Genomic DNA, 19,699 nt, shown 5'->3' on the forward strand with positions numbered 1-19,699 from the left:
GTGTCCGTTCGGGGGACGGAACCTTATGTGATCGGACGCCCTTCAGGCCGCTTTTGACCAGAGTTCACCCGAGCTTCTCCCTTCGCCTGAACGATCCGCCGCATGACCCCCGTGACACGAGTCACGTACTCCTCCGCGGCACTGGCCGCCGCCCTCCTCCTCGGCCTCGCCGCGCCCGGGAGCTGAAGGACCTCCGGCGCGACCTGCTGGTCGGCTGACCCCCCTCAGCCCTCGACCACCGGCAGCAGCTCCGGCAGATGGCCGTCCGAATCCCGGGCGGCCCTCCGGCGCTCCTCGGGCACCTCGCCGTAGAGCGTGGTGCGGGGGCGGGACGGCCGGCCCGCGGCCTCCGCGATCGCCTCCAGGTCGCGGATCGACCGGTACGAGCCGTAACTCGACCCGGCCATGCGGGAGATGGTCTCCTCCATCAGCGTCCCGCCGAGGTCGTTCGCGCCGGACCGGAGCATCTCCGCCGCGCCCTCCGCGCCCAGCTTCACCCAGCTGGTCTGGATGTTCGGGATGTGGGGGTGGAGGAGGAGGCGGGCCATCGCCGTCACCGCGCGGTTGTCGCGGACCGTCGGGCCGGGGCGGGCGATGCCCGCGAGGTAGACGGGCGCGTTGGTGTGGATGAAGGGCAGGGTCACGAACTCCGTGAAACCGCCCGTCCGCTGCTGGATGGAGGCGAGCGTGCGGAGGTGGCCCAGCCAGTGGCGGGGCTGGTCCACGTGCCCGTACATCATCGTCGAGGACGAACGCAGGCCCAGCTCGTGGGCGGTGCCGACGACCTCGATCCAGGTGGCGGCGGGCAGCTTGCCCTTCGTCAGCACCCAGCGGACCTCGTCGTCGAGGATCTCGGCCGCCGTGCCCGGGATCGAGTCGAGCCCGGCCTCCTTCGCCGCCGTCAGCCACTCGCGGATCGACAGGCCGGTGCGGGTCGCGCCGTTGACGACCTCCATCGGGGAGAAGGCGTGCACGTGCATGCCGGGGACGCGCTCCTTCACCGCCCGGGCGATGTCGAAGTACGCGGTGCCGGGCAGGTCCGGGTGGATGCCGCCCTGCATGCACACCTCCACCGCGCCCACCTCCCAGGCCTGCTGGGCGCGGTCGGCGACCTGGTCGAGGGAGAGGGTGTACGCGTCGGCGTCGGTGCGGCGCTGGGCGAAGGCGCAGAAGCGGCAGCCGGTGTAGCAGACGTTGGTGAAGTTGATGTTCCGGGTGACGATGTACGTCACCTCGTCGCCGACCACCGACTTCCGCACGTCGTCCGCGACCCGGGTCAGCGCGTCGAGCGCCGGCCCGTCGGCGTGGAAGAGGGCGAGGGCCTGCGCGTCGGTCAGCCTCGTCGGGTCGTCGGCGGCGACGGCCAGCGCCTCCCGCACGTCGGCGTCGATCCGCTCGGGCACGGCGTCGGGCACCAGGCCCGGCGCGGCGGCCTCCCGCAGCGCCTCCCAGTCGCCGTACACCTCGTCGAAGTCGTCGCGCCGGTCGCCCGTACGGCCCTCGGTGTCGATCGTCGCGTGCAGGTCCGTGCGGCCCGAGGCGGTGAAGGCCTCGTCCGGCTCCTGCCACGGCAGGCCGCGGACGACCGCGTCCGGGTTCGCGAGACCGGTCTCCGGGTCGGCGAGGGCCCGCACGTGCGGCACGATCCGCGGGTCCAGCCAGGGCTCGCCGCGGCGCACGAACTCCGGGTACACACAGAGCCGTTCACGCAGCTCGAAGCCGGCGGCGCGGGAGTGCGCGGCCAGCTCGTCGATGCGCGGCCAGGGCCGCTCGGGGTTGACGTGGTCGATGGTGAGCGGGGAGACCCCGCCCCAGTCGTCGATGCCGGCCGCGATCAGCCGCCCGTACTCGGCGTCCACCAGGTTCGGCGGTGCCTGGAGACAGGCGGAGGGGCCCATGATGAGCCGGGCCACGGCCACGGCGGCGACCAGGTCGTCGAGTTCGGCGTCGGGCGCCGCGCGCATCGCCGTGTCCGGCTTGGCCCGGAAGTTCTGGATGATCAGTTCCTGGACGCCGTGGTACGCCCGCGCGACCCGGCGCAGCGCGAACAGCGACTCGGCCCGCTCCTCGTACGTCTCCCCGATCCCGAGGAGCAGCCCCGAGGTGAAGGGCACGGACGACCGTCCGGCGTCCTCCAGGACCCGCAGCCGCACGGCCGGTTCCTTGTCCGGCGAGCCGTAGTGGGGGCCGCCGGGCTCGGACCAGAGCCGGGTGGCGGTCGTCTCCAGCATCATGCCCATCGAGGGCGCGACCGGCTTGAGCCGCTGGAAGTCCGTCCACGACAGGACGCCCGGGTTCAGGTGCGGCAGGAGTCCGGTCTCCTCCAGGATCCGCACCGACATGGCCCGCACGTAGGCGAGGGTGTCGTCGTACCCGTGCGCGTCGAGCCACTCGCGCGCCTCGGGCCACCGGTCCTCCGGCTTGTCCCCGAGCGTGATCAGCGCTTCCTTGCAGCCGAGGGCGGCACCGCGCCGGGCGATGTCCAGGACCTCGTCCGGCGACAGGAACATCCCGTGCCCGTCGCGCCGCAGCTTCCCCGGCACGGTGACGAAGGTGCAGTAGTGGCACTTGTCCCGGCACAGCCGGGTCAGGGGTATGAACACGCTCTTCGAGTACGTGATCACCCCCGGCCGCCCCGCCGCTTCGAGCCCGGCGTCCCGCACCCGCCCCGCGACCGCCACCAGCTCGTCCAGGTCCTCGCCCCGCGCCCGCAGCAGCACCGCCGCCTCGCCGACGTCGAGCGCGACCCCGTCCCGCGCCCTGCGCAGCGCCCGCCGCATCGCGTTCCGGGTCGGGGGCGCCGTCGAGCTCTCGGCCTGCTGGTCGGCCTCCCGGCCGGTCTGGTGGTCCGTCATGCACCGAGCATACGAGCGGCGGCGGTGCGGGGAGGACGGGTCCCCGCTGCTCGTCACCGCACGTACTCCGCGTACGCGTCGAGGACCCGCAGCACCTCGGCCTCCCCCGCCGGGGGCAGCTGGAGGACGGTCTCCGCGCAGCCGAGGTCCGCGTAGTGGGCGAGCTTGCCCGGGTTCGGCAGGACGGCGTACGGGACGACCCGGAGGGCCTTCGGGTCGCGGCCCGCGTCCTCCCAGGCCCGGCGCAGCACCGGCAGGTTCTCGGTGAGGCCCCGGCCGCCGATCGGCATCCAGCCGTCGGCCCGCTCGGCGACCGCCGCGAACAGCTTCGGTCCCGCCGCGCCGCCGAGGAGGACGCGGGGCGCCCCGCCGGCCGGCTTCGGCCAGGCCTCGGAGGCGCGCACGGAGTACCCGAACCCGCCCTCGTACGCGGTCGGTTCCGGCGCCCACAGGGCCCGCATCAGGGCGAGACGGTCGTGCACGAGGTCCCGGCGGGTGCCCCAGGCGACGCCGTGGTCGGCGGCCTCCTCGCGGTTCCATCCGTAGCCGACCCCGAGGGTGAAGCGGCCGCCGGAGAGGTGGTCGAGCGTCGCGATCTGCTTGGCGAGCGCGATCGGGTCGTGCTCCCCGAGCAGCGAGATGCCGGTGCCGAGCCCGAGCCGCTCGGTGACGGCGGCGGCCTGCGCGAGCGCCACGTAGGGGTCCAGGGTCCGCCCGTACTCCCGGGCGGCCTCGCCGCCCGCCGGGTGCTCGGTGTCCCGGGACACCGGGATGTGGGTGTGCTCCGGCAGGTACAGCCCGTCGAAGCCGCGCGCCTCCAGCTCGCGGGCGAGCCGCACGGGCGAGATGGTCTCGTCGGTCAGGAAGATCGTGGTCGAGATCCGCATGACCGCACGGTAGGGGGTGCGGCCCGGGATTCCGAGGGGTACGACGCCGACGGCGGCGCGGCGCGCACCGGCCCGCCGCCGGGAGGGAGACGGACGCGTCCGGGTCGCCGTGCGGCGCCCGGGAGGCCGGCCGGGGGCGGCAGCCGTCCCGGGCCGGGCCGCGCACGGGTCCGGCGGCGGGGAAATCCGCGGGTGCCGCCACGGCCGGCCTGCTTGGATGGCCCGCGTGCTGACGCGAATCGAGGCGTACTACGACGCCGTCCCCCGCTCCTCCGCCCGCGCGGAGGACTTCGGCCCGCTGACCTTCTTCGTGCGGGAGGGCGCCGACGGCTGGCCGTTCTACGCCCGCCCGGCGCTCGGGCACCCCGGCCCGGTGTCGGTGGCGGACGTGGAGAAGGTGCGCGCCCGCCAGCGCGAGCTGGGGCTGCCGGAGGCGTTCGAGTGGGTGGCGGAGACGACGCCGGGGCTGCGGGCGGCCGTGGAGGCGAGCGGCCTCGTGGTGCACGCGCACCCGCTGATGGTCCTGGACGGCGCGCCGCTGCCCGTGCCGGGGCCGGCGGGCGCGGCCGTGCGGACGCTCGGCGCGGACGACCCGGACCTCGCGGCCGCCGTCGCCGCCCCGTACGCGGCCTTCGGCGCGACCCCCGGCCCCGCCGACGCGCGGCGGGTCGCGGACCGGATCACGGCCGGCCTGACCGTCCTCGCCGCCGCCTTCGACACGGCGACCGGTGAGGCGCTGGCCGGCGGCCAGGTCCAGCCCGTCGGTCAGGTGGCCGAGGTCGTCGGCGTGGGCACCCGCCCGGAGGCCCGCCGCCGCGGCCTGGGCCTCGCGGTGACCGCGGAGCTGGTGGCGCGGGCCCGCGCGGCGGGCGTCGACGCGGTCTTCCTGACGGCCTCGGACGCGACCGTGGAACGCCTCTACGCCCGCCTGGGCTTCCGCACGGTCGCCACCGCCCTCATCGCGGAGGCACCGGAGGTGCCGGAGCCGCCGGCGTCCTGACCATGAACACGTCCACGCCGTCCTCCGCCTCCCGCACGAACCCCGCCCGCTCGTAGAGCCGGCGGGCCGCGCTCCCCCGGAGGACGGCGAGCCGGACGGTCTCCCCCGCCGCGTCGGCCCGCTCCAGGAGCCGGTCCAGGACGGCGGTGCCCAGGCCCCGGCCCTGGAGGGCGGGGTCCAGGTAGAAGTGCTCCAGGTGGAGGCCGCCCGCGGGATCGGGGCGGAGCGTGACGCAGCCGACCGGGCCGTCCCCGGTCTCGACGACCGAGGTGTACGCGGGCGAGAACCCGTCCCTCAGCCGCTGCCGCACCCGGTGCGCGTCGTAGCGGCCGAGCCGCTCCAGGTCCGCGCGCATGACGACCGCCCGCAGCTCGGCGACGGCCTCGACGTCCTCGGACCGCCCCGGCCGCAGCCGCCAGCCCCCGCTCTCCGCTCCCACTCCCGTACCCCTCGTCCGTGACTCCTCCCCCTCACGAATGAGGAGGCTTCTCGCTATGCCGGGTAGGCGTCGCGACGGACCAGCCCGGCCCGCAAAACATTGAGTGCCCCAACGTGGTCAGCGTGAGCCTGGTGGCCGCAGCTTACGCAGTGGAACTTCTCCTGGGTGGGCCGGTTCTCCTTGGCGACATGCCCGCATTCGGGGCAGGTCCGAGAGGTGTTGCGGGGGTCCACGGCGATCACTGCCCGGCCGGCGCTTTCAGCCTTGCTGGTGAGGATCGTGAGGAACACCCCCCACCCGGCATCCGAGATCGAACGGTTCAGGCCCCTCTTGGCGCCGGCGCCGTTGGGCAGGAAGACGCCCTCGCCTTTCGGGTCGGGCTTGGGCGCGACGGTCCTGACCATGTCGCGGATCTTGAGATCCTCGTGCGCAATCAGGTCGTGGTCACGGATCAGACCGAGCGCGGTCTTGTGCGCGTGGTCCAGACGCCGACGACGGGCCTTGCGGTGCAGGTCGGCAACGCGCCGTACGGCCCGCTGGTGATTGCCGGTCCGCTTGTCCCCGCGGACGCGCCCGAATCGGCTGAGCTGCTGCTGGGCGGCTTCGAGCTTCGCGGCGGCCTTCCGGGCGTGGCGCGGGTTGTCGACGTGCTCGCCGTCAGAGGTAGTGAGGAACGAGGCGATACCCATGTCGATGCCGACCACGCTGCCCGTCGCGGGAAGCGGCTCAGGCTGGGTCTGCTCGGCGGTGAGGACGACGTACCAGCGCCGACCCTCACGCTTGACCGAGACGGTCTTGACCTTGCCGACCACAGGCCGGTGCTGGTTGACCTTGACATGCCCGACACCCTGGAAGCGGACGCGGGTGACAGGGTCGTGCGGGGTGGATCCCCAGCGGCAGCCGTCACCGTCCTTGGGGAAGTCGACCGTATCGAACCAGTTGACTCCACGGAAGCGCGGGTAGCCGGGAGTGTCTCCGGCCTTGATCCGGCGGAAGAACGCGGCAAATGCCTTGTCGAGACGGCGAAGCGTGGCCTGCTGTGACGAGAACGACCACCGGCCCTGGCGCTCGGGGTCGAACGCCCGGATCTCCTTGAGCTGCGCAGACTGCGTCCCGTATTTGATGCTCGTCTTGCTCGTATGCCGGTAGGCGTCGCGGCGTTCCTGCAAGGCCGCGTTGTAGAGGGAGCAGTGGTCGCGCAGCATCTCGCCGAGCGCGGCGGCCTGGCCCACGGTGGGCCGCATGAGGAACTTGTACGCGCGGATCACCCGGCCCGCCCCTTCCCGCGTCGGCTCGGTGATCACCACAATACAGTTGGAGTATGTCACCTCGCTGGGAATCAAACCCTGATGTACGCATGGGTCGTCACGTCACGCACAACCTCCACGCCCACTTGGTGTTCGTCACGAAATACCGGTGCGGAGTCTTCGACGACGCCATGCTGAAACGGTGCGAAGAGATCATGCGGGAGGTGTGCGCCAGGTTCGAGACGGAGCTGCGGGAGTTCAACGGCGAGGCCGACCATGTGCACTTGCTCGTCCATTACCCGCCGAAGGTGGCCCTGTCCAAGCTGATCAACTCGCTCAAGGGCGTCTCGTCCCGGCGCCTGCGGGCCGAATACACCGGCCGCATCGACCGGATCGGCATGGGCTCGGTGTTCTGGTCCCGCTCGTACTTCGCGGGCTCGTGCGGTGGCGCACCGCTGACGGTCATCCGTCAGTACATCGAGGGCCAGGCGCGCCCGCTCTGACCGCCACCCCAGAGGCGAAGTGAGCTCCGGCGCTGCGCACCTCCGGGCCGAGGATGCATTCCCTCCCCGGCTAAAGCCGGGGATACCCTGCAAGATCTGGGATGGCGTGATGGTAGGCAGCGGCACGTAACCGCGCGCACCCGCCCCGCGTTGGAGCGGGCATGAAGAAGCTCCTCACTGCGGCCGCCCTGACCGCCTTCGCCGCCACCGGCGGCCTCGCCTCCGCCGGTTCCGCCGCCGCCGACACCGGCGGCATGAACCTGCCCTCGGTCGTCCCCCTCAGCGGCGTCCTGAACCCGAAGCCGATGCCGCCCCAGGCCGCCGACCTCCCCGAGGCCAACCAGGCCGTGAACAAGCTGCTGCCCGGGCGCGGCTAGCGACGCCGCTCGGACCGCACCTCCGTCGCCTCCTGTGGACCTTGCGTGTCCCACAGGAGGCGCCGCCTTTTATTCGTCAGGTCGACACTAATCCCGTGAAGCTCGGTGCCCCCCTCCCTGTTCTGCGATGCTGGAGGCCGATCGAGAGGGGCCGCAGCGATGCAGTGGAAGATCCACGGGGAACGTCCGATCTACGAGAACAACTGGGTGAACCTGTGGCTCACCGACGTCGAGACGCCGGACGGGAACCGCTGGGAGCACCACGTCGTCAAGCTCCGGCACCTGGCGGTGGCCGCTGTCGTCAACGAGCGGCGCGAGGTGCTGATGATGTGGCGGCACCGCTTCATCACGGACGCGTGGGCCTGGGAACTTCCCATGGGTCTCGTCGAGGAGGGCGAGACGCCGGCGGAAGCGGCGGCCCGTGAGGTCTTGGAGGAGACCGGTTGGCGGCCCGGGCCGATCACGTCACTGATCTACGCCGAGCCGGCGAACGGCATCACCGACTCCCAGCACCACGTCTTCCGGGCCGACGGGGCGACGTACGAGGGTCCGCCGACCGAGAAGAACGAGTCGGACCGGATCGAGTGGATCCCGCTGGCCGACGTGCGGGGCCTGATCGACCGGCGCGAGATCGTCAGCAGCGGCTCCCTCGTCGGGTTGCTCTACGTGCTCATGGACGAGGCGATCCGCTGATCTGACGGGGCAGCACTTCCCGGAGCCGGGATTCGAAGGCCACTGCGGCCGGTTCCCGGCGGAAGGGTTCCAGCTGCTCGTAGAACTCCCGTAGGTGGCCGGCGACTCGTTGCGAGCTGACGGCCGCCGCCGGGGCCAAGGCGTCCATGGCCGTGTGGCACGCCTCGTCGAGTTTGCCGCGCTGGAGCTGGGTGCGGGCGAGCCAGAAGGCGTGGAAGGCGCGGCCCCGGTGGTTCGACTGGTGTTCTCGTCGGAGAGCGTCCGCGATGAGGGGTTCGGCGAGGGCGGCTTCGCCCAGGCGGCCGTGCGCGATACCGGTGTCCACGATCAGCTTCGGCTCATCGAAGTAGGCGACCCAGGCCGGGTCCGGATCGCCGGTGCTGATCCGGCCGAACTGGGTATGGGCTTCCGAGATCGCGGTGTGGGTCGCGCCGCGGTTGCCGAGGGTGGCGTGGGCGAAGGCTTCGCGCATCGCGAGCATGGCCAGCACGCGCGGTGTCGTCCCCGCGGCCGTTCGGGCCTGGTCCTGGGCGGCCGTGACGAGTGCGAGAGCGTCGCCAGGCTTGTCCTGGTAGGTGGCCTGGAGGCTCATGCAGGCGAGGACGTTGGCCATGAACTGGCGGTCGTCGATGGCCTTGGCCAGGCCGAGGGATTCGGTGAAGTAGGCGCGTGCCTGGTGGTACTGGCGGGCGTCGAAGTAGGTCCATCCGGTGAGCCGGGCCAGCTCGGCCGCGATGCTGTGCAGGCCGTCCCGCAGAGGAGCCGGACGCTGCTCCTTGAGGAGGTCGACGACGTAGCGGAGCTGGCCGACGACCGCCGGCCGTAAGGTCTCGCCGCCGTGCTCGTCGTCCCGGCGCCAGTAGTCCGCGATCGACGAATGCAGCGCGTCCAGCGTCGACGCGCTGAGGTCCCGCTCGGCAGCCAGGGCGAGGATGCTGTCGACGTCCGCCCCTGGCAGTCCGGCGGCCAGCGGTTCGACGGCTGAGGCCGGTGCCTCGGCCGGTTCGCGGGGTGTGACCGTCAGGCTGGGCGGCGTCTCCCAGGAGCGTCGGGCAAGTCCGAGCATGTGCCCGGGGATGCGCAGTCCGTCCGAGATCCGTTCGATCACGTCCATGTGCAGCAGCTGCCGCCGTCCGGCGATCACCTCGCCCACGCGGCTCGGGGTCAGGTCGCAGCGACGCGCGACCATCGACGGATAGATGCCTGCTCGTGCCTTGACCAGCTGAAAGATGCGGCCGAAGTCTCTTGCCTGGCATGCCTCGATCATCACTGGGTCCGTGAGCAGGCTGACCGGGAGTTCCTTCGAGCGAGATGGCTCGGGCATCGGGCACGCTCCGGCATGAGGACTACGGATCGCTGCACTTGGTCAACCGAGGGTGATATTACCCAAGTTGGGTAATCCGGTTGGCCTTTCTGGCCGGGCATGCGGTTCGCGATGCTCCTGACCATGGCGAACGGACAGGACGACGTACGGATGACGTTGCGGGTCTCCCGCGACTCCGGCCGGACATGGGGGCCTCGCGCAGAGGTACGCGTGGGCGAGGACCCGGTGGTCCCGGGGAACCCGGGCCGCTACCCGCCGTGCGTCTGCCCCCGGTGCTCGCAGCAGGAACGGAATGCCGTCGCGTCCTTCCGGATGGTGTCGTGATGCGGTGCGCGCACTGGCGCCGGGTGCCCCTCGAACTGGCAAAGGAAGCACGGGAGAAGTCGACCGCCCCGTACATCGACAGAGCGGTGCAGTGCCAGCTGTCCGCGCACGACGAGGGTGAGCACTTCGGTCTCCTCACCGACGCCGACGCATACGGGACCGCGTTGTGGCTCCGCTGGCGTGGGACGGACGAGACGGAACTCGTCGCGCTGCCGGACTGCCCGGTGACCGCCCCGGGGCCTGACGGTGAGGGCTGTTGTCTGTTCGCCGACCACGCCAAGCAGCACACCTGGGAAGACGCCCCGGAGGAGGTCTCGTGGACCAGCTGATCGCGAGCCCGCACAGGCCCCGACGACGCCTTCGCTCGCCTCGCAACGCACAGTGCGGGGACTGCGGTGGCAGCGGCGCCGACTCGTCCGGCAGGACCTGCGGCACCTGCAACGGCCTGGGCGAGATCCACTGCAGCGCCGACCGTCAGAAGTCCCGTGTGCTGTCCCCGTTCCGTGATCCGGAAGGAGGGCCACCGATGGCCCACGCTCTGATCGCCTCCCCGTTCCTCGACGGACACCTTCTCCTCAAGCCGGGAGCAAGGGCCGGCGCCCGAATCTCCGCCGACCACTTCGGGGGCCTGCGCCGGGCCGCCGCCGAAGGTGGGTCGCTTCCCACCTGGGCGGTGCAGACCGCCGCCGACATGTGGGGCCTGGACCTGGATGGCCAGACCGCGCAGGGCACCGTGCTGGTGCGCGAACCGTCCCCGTACGGCTACTGCCGGGCGTCCTGGGAGATCAACCTCGGCTGCAACTTCGGCTGCAAGCACTGCTACCTCGGCGAGCGGCCCTTCTCCGGCCTCGGCTGGGAGGACAAGGTGCGGCTGCTCGACATCATGCGTGAGGCCGGTGTCCTCTGGCTCCAGATCACCGGCGGCGAGCCCACCATGGATCCCCACTTCCAGGGCGCCTACCGGTACGCCTGGCAGGCCGGGATGATGCTCACCCTCTCCACGAACGGCTCGCTGCTCTGGCGGCCGGACCTCCTCAAGCTCTTCCGGGACTGCCCGCCCTACCGCCTGGTGGTCAGCATGTACGGGGCGAGCGAGGAGTCCTTCGACACGCTGACCCAGCGACGTGGGGCGTGGAAGGCGTTCCGGCGTGGCATGGACGCCGCACGCGAGGCTGGACTGCCGCTGCGCATCAACGTCGTGGTGACCGAGGACAACGCCTCCGAGGCAGACGAGATGGCCGCCCTCGCCGACGAGTGGAACGTCGAGAACCACGCGTACACGAACATGACGCCCACGATCTACGGCGGCGGTGAGCCGCTGCTCGCCCAGTCCGCCGCCCACCTGCGGCAGCGCAAGCCGTTCACCGGCTGCAACGCGGGACACACCTTCTTCCACGCCGACCCGCACGCCAAGGTGTCGATCTGCAAGGTCGGCCGCGACGACCGGATCGACCTGATGACCGAGGGCATCGACGGCCTCACCCGGCTCGGTGCCATCGCCGACCGCCTCATGCTTCGCACCGGTGGGTGCGAGGGCTGCGCCCTGTCCGGCACCTGCCGGGTCTGCCGCCCCCTGGCCAAGCACTACCAGGAGGCGAAGGCGCCGCTGCACAGCTACTGCCAGCACGGAGACAAGGAGAACGCCTCATGACCCCGCCCGTAGCGGTGACCATCCTCCCCGGCCCGCCGGCCTCGGCCCGCCGCGCGGCCCCACCCGTCGCGACCGCGTCGATCACCGCCGTCCAGGACCTGGACGCGATCGTGGAAAGCGCGGAGTGCTCCTGCGACGCCGGGGACGACAACCCCCACTGACCCACCTGATCCGGACAACTCCGTTCAGGCCCCGGCGTACTCGCGTCGGGGCCTGAGCCCCCCTCGTCCCACCGCTAGGGTGCCGCTCATGTTCTTCCGCTGGGACTGGCTCCGGCCCCAACTGACCGCGCCGATCGTGCCCACTCTCGGTCCCGTCCATCCCGATGCCCTGGCCGTCGGCCTCTTCGAGGACACACTGCGAGCGGCCGAATCCGGGGACTTCCTGCCCTACGACAAGGACCGGCGCTGGGGCGGCGAGAAGGACGAGAAAGTCCTACGCGGCGACGTGGTGCACCAGCGCGAGCACACCCTCATCCCCACCCTGAGTCGGCGTGGACGCGGCACTGCCAAGGTCTTCGCCTACGGGCTCCGCGACAGCGTCGTGGAGGAGGCCGCCGAGCTGGCCGCGAAACTCGCGGCCGTGCACGATGTGGTCAACGCCCGAGTCGTACGCCCCCTCGGCCCCGAGACCACGCACCCACGGGGCACCCGTATCCAGCTGAAGGACTTCACCGTCGCCCCCTGCCCCGACCCGGGTGGTCCGGTCCGGCCCGTCACCGCCTGGCCGATCGCTGTTCAGGAGACCTTCGCCCCGTTCGCCGAGGCCATGGCGGGCGATGGCCTGGCCTTCCTCCACACCCAGATGCGGGCGGGCCGGTGCGGCCCGGTCCTCGCCGCCGCCGTCGAGGACCGCATCGTGGGCGCGATCGGCCCCATGGAGGTGCTCCCCGATGCCATCGGGCGCCCCCGCCTCATGCCCCAGTACTTCGCTGTCCTGCCCGAGACCCGAGGACGGGGCCTCGGACGCATCCTGTGGCGGGCCGCGATGCGCTGGGGCCAGACCCACGGAGCCGCCTACCAACTGCTCCAGACCGAGGTCGCCGGCCCCTCCGACCGACTGTGCCGGGCCGAAGGGCTGGCCTGCCTCGGTTTCACCCACACCACACCGGCGTGACTGGAGAACGAAAAAAGCAAAAGTGGCGGCACCCCCCACGGGGCCGCCACTTTCGCGTTCTCGGTGACTCAGGCGTGTCGTGTGCGCGTGGTCAGTCGGGGACCACCAGGGACGGGGTCTCCTTCGTCAGGACCTCGCCGCGGAAGAAGGCGGGGCTGCGGCGCTGCATCCACAGCATGAGGACGGCGCCGAGGACGAGGAGGCCGACCGCGATGACGAAGACGGAGCCGACGCCGAAGACGGCGGAGCCGGAGCCGTAGGCCGGGTCCCACATGTCGTAGAGGGTCTTGCCGAAGACCGCGGTGAGCATGAGGCCGCCGAGGGCCGGCATGAGGCCCTTGAAGGTGAGGTCGCGGGCCGAGCGGAAGAGGTCGGCGCGGAAGTACCAGACGCAGGCGAAGGCCGTGATGCCGTAGTAGAAGCAGATCATGAGGCCGAGCGCGTAGATGGTGTCGACCAGGACGTGCTCGCTGACCAGGGTCATGACCGTGTAGAAGACGCCGGTGGCGACGCCGGCGACGACGGTGGCCTTGCCGGGGGTCTTGAAGACCGGGTGGACCTTGGTGAAGGACTTCGGCAGCGCCTCGTACGTGGACATGGCCAGGACCGTGCGGGCGACCGGGATGAAGGTGGTCTGGAGGCTCGCGGCGGCGGAGGCCAGGACGGCGACGAAGAGCAGGACGCCGAGGACGGGGCCCATGACCGGCCCGGCGAGGGCGGCGAAGACGTTGTCGGAGGTGTCCGGGTTGGCGAGGCCGAGGCCCTGGTCGCCGGAGCCGACGGCCATCTGCGCGGCGATGCCGGTGGCGAGGTAGGAGCCGACCAGGACGACCATCGCGATGAGCGCGGCGCGGCCGGGGGTCTTGTCGCTGCCGACGGTCTCCTCGTTGGAGGCCATGCAGGTGTCCCAGCCCCAGTACATGAAGATCGAGAGGGAGAGACCGGCGGTGAAGGCGGCGAAGGACTGCACCGCGAAGGGGTTCATCCAGGACCAGGAGAAGTCGACCGAGGTCTCGAAGGAGCCCGCCTTGGAGAGGGCGAGGGCGACGAAGACGGCGAGGACGACGAGCTGGAGGACGACGAGGGTGTACTGGACGCCCTTGGTGGCCGTCATGCCGCGGTAGCTGATCGCGGTGGCGGCGGCGATGAGGGCGAGGCAGGTGAGGATGTGGACGGCCTTGTTGTCGTCCAGGGCGGCGATCGAGTCGCTGCCGGTGATCTCGCCCGCGAGGAGCCAGAAGTACGAGGTGGCGACGCCGGCCAGGTTGGAGAGCACGATGATCGTGGCGATCACCAGGCCCCAGCCGCACATCCAGCCGATCTTCGGGCCGAAGGCCTTCACGGTCCAGGTGAAGGAGGTGCCGCAGTCGGGCATGGCCCGGTTGAGCTCCCGGTACGCGAAGGCGACGAGGAGCATCGGGAGGAAGCCCGCGAGGAACACGGCGGGCATCTGGAGGCCGACCTCGCCGGCGGTGGAGCCGAGCGTGGAGGTCAGGCAGTAGACCGGGGCGACGGTGGAGATGCCGATGACGGCGTTGCCGAAGAGGCCGACGGAATTGCCGCCGAGGCCCTTCTTGCGGACGCCGCCGGCGTCGCCCGGGGCGGTCGCGCCCCTTACCGTGTCTCCGGCCTGGGGCCGTGCTTCCACCTGAGTCATGAACAGGACGTTAAGTGCTGCGGTTTCCTTATCCGGAGGGTCAAACTCCGCTCAGTTGATCGATCATCGCCTTGCATTGCGAGGGCAGATCGGGACGCTCGCCAATGATTGAAAGATCGACCAACCCGATGGACCGACCAACTGGTAGGTCGGTCGCCGGGCGTCCGATATGCGGGAACCGCAGCGAAGGGCGAAATGTCCGGTTCCAAATTTTCCCGAGGAATTTTCCCGGGCGCCCGCCGGACGGCCGGAACCCTTGGGAGGACTGGGTTCCGGCCTTTGTACCGACCGGTCAGCCCGGCCAGACGAGCGCCTGCGTCTCGCTGTAGGCGTGCAGGGCGTAGGACCCGACGTCCCGCCCCACCCCGCTCTTCCTGAAGCCGCCGAAGGGCGCCTCCATGTTCCGGCCGACGGTGTTGATCCCGACCCCGCCGGACCGCAGCCGCGCCGCGATGCGGAAGGCGCGGGCGACGTCGCCGGACCACACGTAGTCGATCAGGCCGTAGTCGCTGTCGCCGGCGAGCGCGATCCCCTCCTCCTCGTCGTCGAAGGGGACGACCACGACGACGGGACCGAAGATCTCCTCCCGCACGACCCGCATCCCGGCGGTGCAGTCGGCGAGCAGCGTCGGGGCGACGTAGAAGCCCTGGGCGAGGTCCGGGCGCTCGCCGCCCGTGACGATCCGGGCGCCCTCCTTCCGCCCCAGCTCCACGTACGCCTCCACCCGGTCGCGGTGGGCCGCCGAGATCACCGGCCCGACCACCGTGCCGCGCGCCGCCGGGTCCCCGACCTTCAGGTGTCCGGCGTACGCGGCCAGCCCGCCGACGAGCCGCTCGTAGATCCCGCGCTGGGCGAGGACCCGCGTCGGGGCGGTGCAGATCTGGCCGCTGTAGAAGGAGAAGGTCGTCCCGATCCCCCTCACCGCCGCGTCGAGGTCGGCGTCGTCGAGGACGAGGGCGGCGCCCTTGCCGCCCAGCTCCATCAGCTGCCGCTTCAGGGAGCGGCCGCAGACCTCGCCGATGGCCTGGCCGACGGCGGTGGAGCCGGTGAAGGAGACCATGTCGACGTCCGGGGAGTCGACGGCCGCCTCGCCCACGGCGGGCGCGGAGCCGGTGACGAGGTTGACGACCCCGGCCGGGACGCCCGCCTCCTCCAGGGCGCGGACCATGGCGAAGACCGACAGCGGGTCCTGGGGGGCCGGCTTCACCACCACGGTGTTGCCCATGGCGAGCGCCGGGGCGATCTTGCCGGCCGGGTTGGCCCAGGGGTTGTTGTACGAGGTGACGCAGGTGACGACGCCGACCGGGCGGCGGACCGCGACGGCCCCCAGGACCCCCGCCCCGCCCATCGGCCCGGCCTCGCTGATCTGCGGCGGCAGGGCCTCCTCGACGGGCTCCAGGGCTCCCCGCGCGTAGCGCCGGAAGCGGGCGGAGCCGACGGCGACCTGCATGGCGCGGGCGGTGGCGGTGGTGGCTCCGGTCTCGGCGCGGGCGAGCGCGGTGTGCGCGTCGGCGTCCCTGGCGATGATCGCGGCGGCCCGGTCGAGGATCTCGGCCCGCTCCCCGGGCTTCGTCCGCGACCAGGACCGGAAGGCCTCGCGTGCGGCGGCGGCCGCCTCGTACACCTGGGCCCGGGAGGCCTCGGGCGCGAGGCCGACGAGCTCCTCGGTGGCGGGGTCGATCACCTCGTAGTGCCCGCCGTCGGGCTCGGTCCACGCGCCGCCGATGTAGAGCTTCTCGGTGATGGTCATCGGGTGCTCACCGTCCTCGTGTCGCGGCCCGAGCGCAGGACGCGCCCGGGGATCGCCCCCGTCACCTCGTCGTCGCGGACCGTCTCCACGCCGTTGACGCGTACGGAGACGATGCCGACGGCGCGCGAGTCCAGACGCGGGCTGTCGCCGGGCAGGTCGTGGACGAGGGTCGCCGGGCCCGCGTCGATCCGCTCGGGGTCGAAGAGCACCAGGTCGGCGTGGTAGCCCTCGGCGATCCGGCCTCGCTCGCGCAGGCCGAAGAGCCGGGCCGGGTCGTCGCTGAGCATCTTCACCGCCCGCTCCAGCGGCACCAGCCTCCGGCCGCGCAGGCAGTCGCCGAGGAAGCGGGTGGTGTACGGGGCTCCGCACATCCGGTCCAGGTGGGCGCCGGCGTCGGAGCCGCCGAGGAGCACGTCCTCGTGGTCCCAGGTCTCACGGCGCAGCGCCCAGGAGGCGGGGTCGTTGTCGGTGGGCATGGGCCACAGCACGGTCCTCAGGTCGTCGTTGGCGCAGATCTCGACGAGGCACTGGAAGGCGTCCTGCCCGCGTTCGGCGGCGACGTCCTTCACGACCCGGCCGGTCAGGCCCTCGTTCTCGCGGCTGTACGTGTCGCCGATGACGTACCGGCCGAAGTCCGCGAGCCGCCGGAAGACGCCGGCCTCCCTGGAGTCGGCGCGGCGCAGCAGCTCGGCGCGGACCTCGGGGTCGCGGAGCCGGGCGACGCGCTCGTGGAGGGGGAGGGAGAGGACCTCCCCCCATCCGGGGATGAGGTTGAGCGCGCAGAAGGTCCCGAGGGACATGTTCATGGGCGTGAGGATCGGCATGGTGAGGGCGACGATCCGGCCGCCGGACTTGCGGGCCCGTTCGGAGGCGGTGAGCTGGCGGGGGACGCGTTCGGGGACGGCGGCGTCGATGGTGAGGACGTTCCAGTTCAGGGGGCGTCCGGCGGCGGCGCTCATCTCGACGAAGAGGTCGATCTCGGCGTCGGAGAACCGGTCGAGGCAGCCGGCGAGGATCGCCTCGATCTGGGTGCCCTCGTGCTCGCCGACGGCCTTGGAGAGGGCGATCAGCTCGGCGGGGGTGGCGTGCCGGGAGGCGACGGGGGCGCCGTCGCCGTCGGAGTGGGTGGAGGACTGGGTGGTGGACAGGCCCCAGGCGCCGGCGCGCATGGCGTCGCGCAGGAGCGCGACCATCCGGTCCAGCTGCTCGGGCGTCGGCTGCCCGCCGACGGCGTCCTCGCCCATGACGTACCGGCGCAGGGCGCAGTGCCCGACCATGAACCCGGCGTTGACGGCGATCCGGCCGTCCAGGGCGTCGAGGTACTCGCCGAAGGAGGACCAGCTCCAGTCCACGCCCTCTTCGAGCGCGGCCAGGGCCATCCCCTCCACCTTGGACATCATGCGGCGCGTGTAGTCGGCGTCCTCGGGCCGGTCGGGGTGGAGCGGCGCCAGGGTGAACCCGCAGTTGCCGCCGGCGACGGTGGTGACGCCGTGGTTCATGGAGGGGGTGGCGTACGGGTCCCAGAAGAGCTGGGCGTCGTAGTGGGTGTGCGGGTCGACGAAGCCGGGCGCGAGGACGAGGCCGGTGGCGTCCTCGGTGGTGCGGGCGGCGGCGCCGGGCGGCGGGAAGGTGATCCGTCCCGCCTGGATCCCGACGTCCGCGACGTACGCGGGGCCGCCGGTGCCGTCCACGACGGTGGCGCCCTTGATGAGGTGGTCGAGCATGGCGGTCCCTTTCTGTACGAGGCTTCCGCACGCGGGTGCGCCCCGGCCGGAGCCGCCGCGGAACGGCCGCCGGCCGGGGCGGGTGGCGAGGCACCGGCCCGGGAAGCCGGACGCCTCGCGCTTCGGATCCCACGCGTCGTGGGCAGGGGCGCCGCGCAGGGGGCGCTACGCGCCGGAGGCCTGGCGGAAGCGGGTCGTGCGGTGGACGGGGTCGGTGTCGATCCGGGGGATCACGTGCTCGCCGATCAGCTTGATCGAGTTCATCGTGTCCTCGTACGAGATCCCGATCGGGAGCCCGAAGGAGAGCTGGTCGGCGCCGGCCTGCTCCCAGCGCCGGCACTGGGCGAGCACCTCGCCCGGGTCGCCGCAGATCATCAGCTCCTCGGCGATGAGGAGTTCGATGATCTCGGCGGAGTACTCGGGGAGGAGTTCGGGCCACTCGGGGATGCCCTCGGGCCGCGGGAAGGTGTCGTGGTAGCGGAAGAGCAGCGACTGGAGGTAGTTGAGCCCGCCGCCGACCGCGATCTCGACCGCCTTCTCGTGGGTCTCGGCGCAGATCGCGGTGGAGGTCACCATGACGTTGTCGTTGACGAAGTCCCCGACCGCCTTGGCCTCCTTGATCGCGTTCTTGTAGGACTCGACGACCCATTCCATGTCGGAGACCTTCTGGACGCTGAAGCCGAGCACCCCGAGTCCCATCTTCCCGGCCATGGCGTACGAGGACGGGGAGCCGGCCGCGTACCACATGGCGGGGTGGGACGCGCCGTACGGCTTGGGGAGGACCTTGCGGGGCGGCAGGGACCAGTGCTTGCCCTGGAAGCCCGCGTACTCCTCCTGGAGCCACATCTTGGGGAACTCCGCGATGGTCTCCTCCCAGATCTCCTTGGTGTGGTTCATGTCCGTGATGCCCGGGAAGAAGCCGAGGATCTCGTGGGAACCGGCACCGCGCCCGGAGCCGAACTCGAAGCGGCCGCCGGAGAGGTGGTCGAGCATGGCGACCTTCTCGGCGACCTTCACCGGGTGGTTGACCTGGGCGAGCGGGTTGAAGATGCCGGAGCCGAGGTGGATGCGCTCGGTGGCGTGGGCGAGGTAGCCCAGGTAGACGTCGTTGGCCGAGAGGTGCGAGTACTCCTCCAGGAAGTGGTGTTCGGAGGCCCAGGCGTACTTGAAGTTGTGCTTGTCCGCCTGGATGACGTACTCGGTCTCCTCCATGAGGGCCTTGTGCTCGGCTTCGGGATCGGTCTCGGCGCGCTTGCCGACGTATCCCTGTACGAAGATCCCGAATTCCACGGAAGTCACCGTCCTCGTGAGTTTCTGACGTGTCGTCAGATTCTTGGATGCACTGCGCCGTGTCAATACCTGACGATCCGTCAGGGATGCTCAGAACAGGGAGACGCCCGCCAGCCAGCCCCCGTCGATCACGAACGGCTGCCCCGTCACGTACGAGGAGTCCTCCGAGGTCAGGAAGAGGGCGAGGGCCGCCACCTCCTCCGGGCGGCCGATCCGGCCGAGCGGCACGAGCCTGCGGTACAGCTCGCCGGTGGCCGCCGGGTCCACCCCCTCCGGGTTGCTCATGGCGGTGTCGATCGCGCCCGGGCAGACCGCGTTCACCCGGATCCCCTTCGGGGCCAGCTCCAGGGCCGCCACCCGGGTCAGCCCGAGCACCGCGTGCTTGGAGGCCGCGTAGGCGCCGACCCCGGCCATGCCCGTCACGCCCGTGTACGAGGCGGTGTTGACGATCGTGCCGCCGCCGGCCGCCGCGATCTCCGGCGCCACCGCCCGGATCCCGAGGAAGCAGCCGGTCTGGTTGACGGACACGATCGCCTGGAACTCCTCCAGGGGCGTGGCGAGCAGTTCGTTGAAGCGGAGGACGCCGGCGTTGTTCACCAGGCCGTCGATCCTCCCGAACCGCTCCTTCGCGGCGGCCACCGCACCCGCCCACTCCTCCTCGCGGGTCACGTCCAGGCGGACGTAGGCGGCCCGCTCCTCCCCCAGCTCCTCGGCCAGGGCCTCCCCCGGCCCGTCGAGCACGTCGGCGAGGACGACCTTCGCCCCCTCGGCGGCGAAGAGCCGCGCCTCCTGCTCGCCCTGCCCGCGCGCGGCCCCCGTGACGATCACGACCCGCCCGTCCAGCTTGCCCATGCGCACACTC

Annotated in this window: 18 protein-coding genes; 8 read left to right on the forward strand and 10 right to left on the reverse strand. The window is 71.7% G+C overall.

Annotated features, from left to right (window positions below; translation table 11 throughout):
* Positions 1 to 224 precede the first annotated feature (224 nt).
* Positions 225 to 2,855 carry a bifunctional FO biosynthesis protein CofGH gene (locus AB0E19_RS29150; RefSeq protein ID WP_362185174.1) on the reverse strand — a complete coding sequence of 877 codons (2,631 nt, stop codon included), beginning with the start codon at positions 2,853 to 2,855 and terminating at the stop codon, positions 225 to 227.
* 53 nt (positions 2,856 to 2,908) lie between these two features.
* Complete coding sequence (locus AB0E19_RS29155; RefSeq protein WP_362185175.1) at positions 2,909 to 3,742, reverse strand: TIGR03619 family F420-dependent LLM class oxidoreductase; 834 nt, start codon at positions 3,740 to 3,742, stop codon at positions 2,909 to 2,911.
* 217 nt (positions 3,743 to 3,959) lie between these two features.
* On the opposite strand from AB0E19_RS29155, the gene AB0E19_RS29160 reads away from it, so the two are divergent.
* Positions 3,960 to 4,742, forward strand: coding sequence for a GNAT family N-acetyltransferase (locus AB0E19_RS29160; RefSeq protein WP_362185176.1), 783 nt, complete (start codon positions 3,960 to 3,962; stop codon positions 4,740 to 4,742).
* Here AB0E19_RS29160 and AB0E19_RS29165 read toward each other — a convergent pair.
* Entirely contained in the window at positions 4,699 to 5,181 is a 483-nt protein-coding gene (locus AB0E19_RS29165) for a GNAT family N-acetyltransferase (protein WP_362185177.1), read from the reverse strand. The genes AB0E19_RS29160 and AB0E19_RS29165 overlap by 44 nt on opposite strands.
* 53 nt (positions 5,182 to 5,234) lie before the next feature.
* Complete coding sequence (locus tag AB0E19_RS29170; protein ID WP_362185251.1) at positions 5,235 to 6,449, reverse strand: transposase; 1,215 nt, start codon at positions 6,447 to 6,449, stop codon at positions 5,235 to 5,237.
* 53 nt (positions 6,450 to 6,502) lie between these two features.
* On the opposite strand from AB0E19_RS29170, the gene tnpA reads away from it, so the two are divergent.
* From tnpA to AB0E19_RS29185, 3 genes are all read left to right on the forward strand, one after another.
* Entirely contained in the window at positions 6,503 to 6,931 is a 429-nt protein-coding gene (gene tnpA, locus AB0E19_RS29175) for an IS200/IS605 family transposase (RefSeq protein WP_362185178.1), read from the forward strand.
* A 161-nt stretch (positions 6,932 to 7,092) separates the two neighbouring features.
* On the forward strand, positions 7,093 to 7,308 hold the full coding sequence (locus AB0E19_RS29180) for a hypothetical protein (RefSeq protein WP_362185179.1): 216 nt from the start codon (positions 7,093 to 7,095) through the stop codon (positions 7,306 to 7,308).
* 159 nt (positions 7,309 to 7,467) lie between these two features.
* Positions 7,468 to 8,001, forward strand: coding sequence for an NUDIX hydrolase (locus AB0E19_RS29185; protein ID WP_362185180.1), 534 nt, complete (start codon positions 7,468 to 7,470; stop codon positions 7,999 to 8,001).
* Here AB0E19_RS29185 and AB0E19_RS29190 read toward each other — a convergent pair.
* A complete protein-coding gene (locus AB0E19_RS29190) occupies positions 7,979 to 9,325 on the reverse strand; it encodes a hypothetical protein (RefSeq protein ID WP_362185181.1) in 1,347 nt (448 codons plus the stop codon). The two genes, AB0E19_RS29185 and AB0E19_RS29190, sit on opposite strands and share 23 nt — an antisense overlap.
* 323 nt (positions 9,326 to 9,648) lie before the next feature.
* On the opposite strand from AB0E19_RS29190, the gene AB0E19_RS29195 reads away from it, so the two are divergent.
* The 4 genes from AB0E19_RS29195 (at position 9,649) to AB0E19_RS29210 (ending at position 12,416) form a co-directional block, all read left to right on the forward strand.
* Positions 9,649 to 9,978: a hypothetical protein gene (locus tag AB0E19_RS29195; protein ID WP_362185182.1), complete on the forward strand. Its 330-nt coding sequence runs from the start codon at positions 9,649 to 9,651 to the stop codon at positions 9,976 to 9,978.
* 197 nt (positions 9,979 to 10,175) lie between these two features.
* Entirely contained in the window at positions 10,176 to 11,300 is a 1,125-nt protein-coding gene (locus AB0E19_RS29200) for a radical SAM protein (protein WP_362185183.1), read from the forward strand.
* Positions 11,297 to 11,461 (forward strand): hypothetical protein, encoded by a 165-nt coding sequence (locus AB0E19_RS29205; RefSeq protein WP_362185184.1) that lies wholly within the window; start codon positions 11,297 to 11,299, stop codon positions 11,459 to 11,461. Before AB0E19_RS29200 ends, AB0E19_RS29205 begins: the two co-directional genes overlap by 4 nt.
* A gap of 88 nt (positions 11,462 to 11,549) precedes the next feature.
* The gene (locus AB0E19_RS29210) at positions 11,550 to 12,416 is read left to right on the forward strand and encodes a GNAT family N-acetyltransferase (RefSeq protein ID WP_362185185.1); all 867 of its coding nucleotides are present in this window, start codon (positions 11,550 to 11,552) and stop codon (positions 12,414 to 12,416) included.
* Positions 12,417 to 12,507: 91 nt separating this feature from the next.
* On the opposite strand, the gene AB0E19_RS29215 is transcribed toward AB0E19_RS29210, so the two are convergent.
* The 5 genes from AB0E19_RS29215 to AB0E19_RS29235 form a co-directional block, all read right to left on the reverse strand.
* Positions 12,508 to 14,073 carry an APC family permease gene (locus AB0E19_RS29215; RefSeq protein WP_362185186.1) on the reverse strand — a complete coding sequence of 522 codons (1,566 nt, stop codon included), beginning with the start codon at positions 14,071 to 14,073 and terminating at the stop codon, positions 12,508 to 12,510.
* 292 nt (positions 14,074 to 14,365) lie between these two features.
* Entirely contained in the window at positions 14,366 to 15,823 is a 1,458-nt protein-coding gene (locus AB0E19_RS29220) for an aldehyde dehydrogenase family protein (protein WP_362185187.1), read from the reverse strand.
* A complete protein-coding gene (locus AB0E19_RS29225; protein WP_362185188.1) occupies positions 15,820 to 17,547 on the reverse strand; it encodes a D-aminoacylase in 1,728 nt (575 codons plus the stop codon). The genes AB0E19_RS29220 and AB0E19_RS29225 overlap by 4 nt, the downstream gene beginning before the upstream one ends.
* A 165-nt stretch (positions 17,548 to 17,712) precedes the next feature.
* On the reverse strand, positions 17,713 to 18,837 hold the full coding sequence (locus AB0E19_RS29230) for an LLM class flavin-dependent oxidoreductase (RefSeq protein ID WP_362185189.1): 1,125 nt from the start codon (positions 18,835 to 18,837) through the stop codon (positions 17,713 to 17,715).
* A 90-nt stretch (positions 18,838 to 18,927) separates the two neighbouring features.
* A complete protein-coding gene (locus AB0E19_RS29235) occupies positions 18,928 to 19,689 on the reverse strand; it encodes an SDR family NAD(P)-dependent oxidoreductase (RefSeq protein WP_362185190.1) in 762 nt (253 codons plus the stop codon).
* Positions 19,690 to 19,699 lie beyond the last annotated feature (10 nt).

It is taken from the genome of Streptomyces sp. NPDC047974, from assembly GCF_040653375.1.
In the GTDB taxonomy this organism is placed as follows: domain Bacteria; phylum Actinomycetota; class Actinomycetes; order Streptomycetales; family Streptomycetaceae; genus Streptomyces.